2 protein-coding genes and 1 pseudogene are annotated in these 2,128 nt (G+C 66.7%); all 3 read left to right on the top strand.

The window, feature by feature from the left end; translation table 11 throughout:
* Positions 1-74 precede the first annotated feature (74 nt).
* A complete protein-coding gene (gatC, locus tag RMO25_RS00045; protein WP_309660556.1) occupies positions 75-362 on the top strand; it encodes an Asp-tRNA(Asn)/Glu-tRNA(Gln) amidotransferase subunit GatC in 288 nt (95 codons plus the stop codon).
* 99 nt (positions 363-461) lie between these two features.
* Positions 462-1,937 carry an Asp-tRNA(Asn)/Glu-tRNA(Gln) amidotransferase subunit GatA gene (gene gatA / locus RMO25_RS00040; protein ID WP_309660555.1) on the top strand — a complete coding sequence of 492 codons (1,476 nt, stop codon included), beginning with the start codon at positions 462-464 and terminating at the stop codon, positions 1,935-1,937.
* Positions 1,928-2,128 (top strand): annotated as a pseudogene (gene gatB, locus RMO25_RS00035) (Asp-tRNA(Asn)/Glu-tRNA(Gln) amidotransferase GatCAB subunit B); the annotation flags it as partial. The gene gatA and the pseudogene gatB, both read left to right, overlap by 10 nt.

Genomic DNA, 2,128 nt, shown 5'->3' with positions numbered 1-2,128 from the left:
GCCCGGCCCTATTGGGGCGGCAGTCCCACGGCAAGGCGGTTGAAGGGCTCGCGCCCGACTGCTAGCCGCGCCCCATGTCCGTAGATATCGAACAGGTTCGCCACATCGCCAAGCTCGCCCGGATCGCGATGAGCGATGCCGAGGTCGCGGCGCTGGTGCCCGAATTGATCGCCATCATCGGCTGGGTAGAGCAATTGGCCGAGGTCAATACCGAGGGCGTCGAGCCGCTGACGGCGGTGATCGACCAGAAACTGCGCCTGCGCGACGACGCCGTCACCGACGGCGATATCCGCGACGCCGTGCTGGCCAACGCGCCCGGGGCCGAGCACGGCTTCTTCGCCGTGCCCAAGGTGATCGAATGATGACCGCCCTTTTTCGTTATCCTCGCGAAAGCGGGGATCCCGCTTCTTCTTGGGGCCCAGTTCGAAGCGGGATTCCCGCATTCGCGGGAATGACTGATTGTGACTGAACTCACCTCCAAGACGATCGCCGAGCTGCGCGACGGCTTCCGCGGCGGCGAGTTCACCGCGCGCGAAGCGGCCGAGGCATTCAACGCCGCCGTCGCGGGGGCGCGGGGATTGAATGCCTTCACTGTCGAGACCCCGGAGGACGCACTCGCCGCGGCAGATGCTGCCGATGCTGCGCGCGGCAAAGGCGAGGCAGGGCCGCTCGGCGGCATCCCGCTCGGCATCAAGGACTTGTTCGCCACCCAGGGCGTCGACACCACCGCCGGCAGCAATATCCTCAAGGGCTTCAAGCCGACCTACGAATCGACGGTCAGCGGCAACCTCCGCAAGGCCGGGGCAGGGATGCTCGGTAAGCTCAACATGGACGAATTCGCCATGGGCTCGTCCAACGAGACCAGCGCCTGCGGCCCGGTGATCAGCCCGTGGAAGCGCAACGACGGTAGCAATGCAGCGCTGACGCCCGGAGGTTCCTCGGGTGGCTCCGCGGCGGCGGTCGCGGCGGGGATCGTCCCGGGCGCGACCGGGACCGACACCGGCGGCTCGATCCGCCAGCCGGCCGCCTTCACCGGCATCTGCGGCATCAAGCCGACTTACGGCCGCTGCTCGCGCTGGGGAATCGTGTCGTTTGCCTCGTCGCTCGACCAGGCCGGGTCGATGGCCAAAACCGCCCGCGACTGCGCGATCCTCTTGGAAGCGATGGCCGGGTTCGATGCCAAGGACTCGACCTCGCTCGATCTGCCGGTGCCGCCATGGGAAGCGAATTTGTCGAGCGACCTCAAGGGCAAGCGCGTCGGAATCCCCACCGAATATCGCATCGATGGTGTCCCGGCGGAGATCGATGCGCTGTGGGACAAGGGCGTCGAGTGGCTGCGCGATGCCGGGGCCGAGCCGGTCAAGATTTCGCTGCCGCACACCAAATATGCGTTGCCGACTTATTACATCATCGCGCCCGCCGAGGCCTCGTCCAACCTCGCCCGCTACGATGGTGTCCGCTACGGTCTGCGCGTCGACGGGGCGGGCGGCCTCGACGGCATGTACGCCGCGACCCGCGCCGCCGGCTTCGGCGCGGAGGTCAAGCGCCGCATCATGATTGGCACCTATGTGCTCTCGGCCGGCTTTTACGATGCTTACTTCAACAAGGCGCAGAAGGTCCGCACCCTGATCAAACGCGATTTCTGCAAGGCGTTCGAGAGCTGCGACCTGATCCTGACGCCGACCGCACCGTCCGCCGCTTTTGGCATCGGCGAGAAGACCGACCCGCTGGCGATGTATCTGAATGATGTGTTCGCGGTGCCCGCCAGCCTTGCCGGCCTGCCCGCCATGTCGGTCCCCGGCGGCTTGGACGGGCAGGGACTTCCGCTCGGCCTCCACCTGATCGGCCGCGAATTGGACGAGCAGGGTGTCTTGAACGCCGCCCTCGCTATCGAGGAACGCGCCGGCTTTACCCATCGCCCGGAGAAATGGTGGTGAACGCTCCCTATCGCATCACAGGCGCGACTGGCGACTGGGAGGTCGTGGTCGGGCTTGAGGTCCACGCCCAGATCGTGTCCGAATCCAAGCTGTTCAGCGGCGCTTCGGCCGTGTTCGGGGCCGAGCCCAACAGCCACGTCAGCCTGGTCGACGCGGCGATGCCGGGGATGTTGCCGGTGCTCAACCGCGAA

The organism is Sphingomonas sp., assembly GCF_031361285.1.
Lineage (GTDB): Bacteria > Pseudomonadota > Alphaproteobacteria > Sphingomonadales > Sphingomonadaceae > Sphingomicrobium.
This window is presented reverse-complemented; position numbering and strand designations above follow the sequence as displayed.

Bases quoted from the DNA above. Each gene is read 5' to 3' on its own strand.
- gatC (WP_309660556.1), top strand. From the start codon at position 75: ATGTCCGTAGATATCGAACAGGTTCGCCACATCGCCAAGCTCGCCCGG.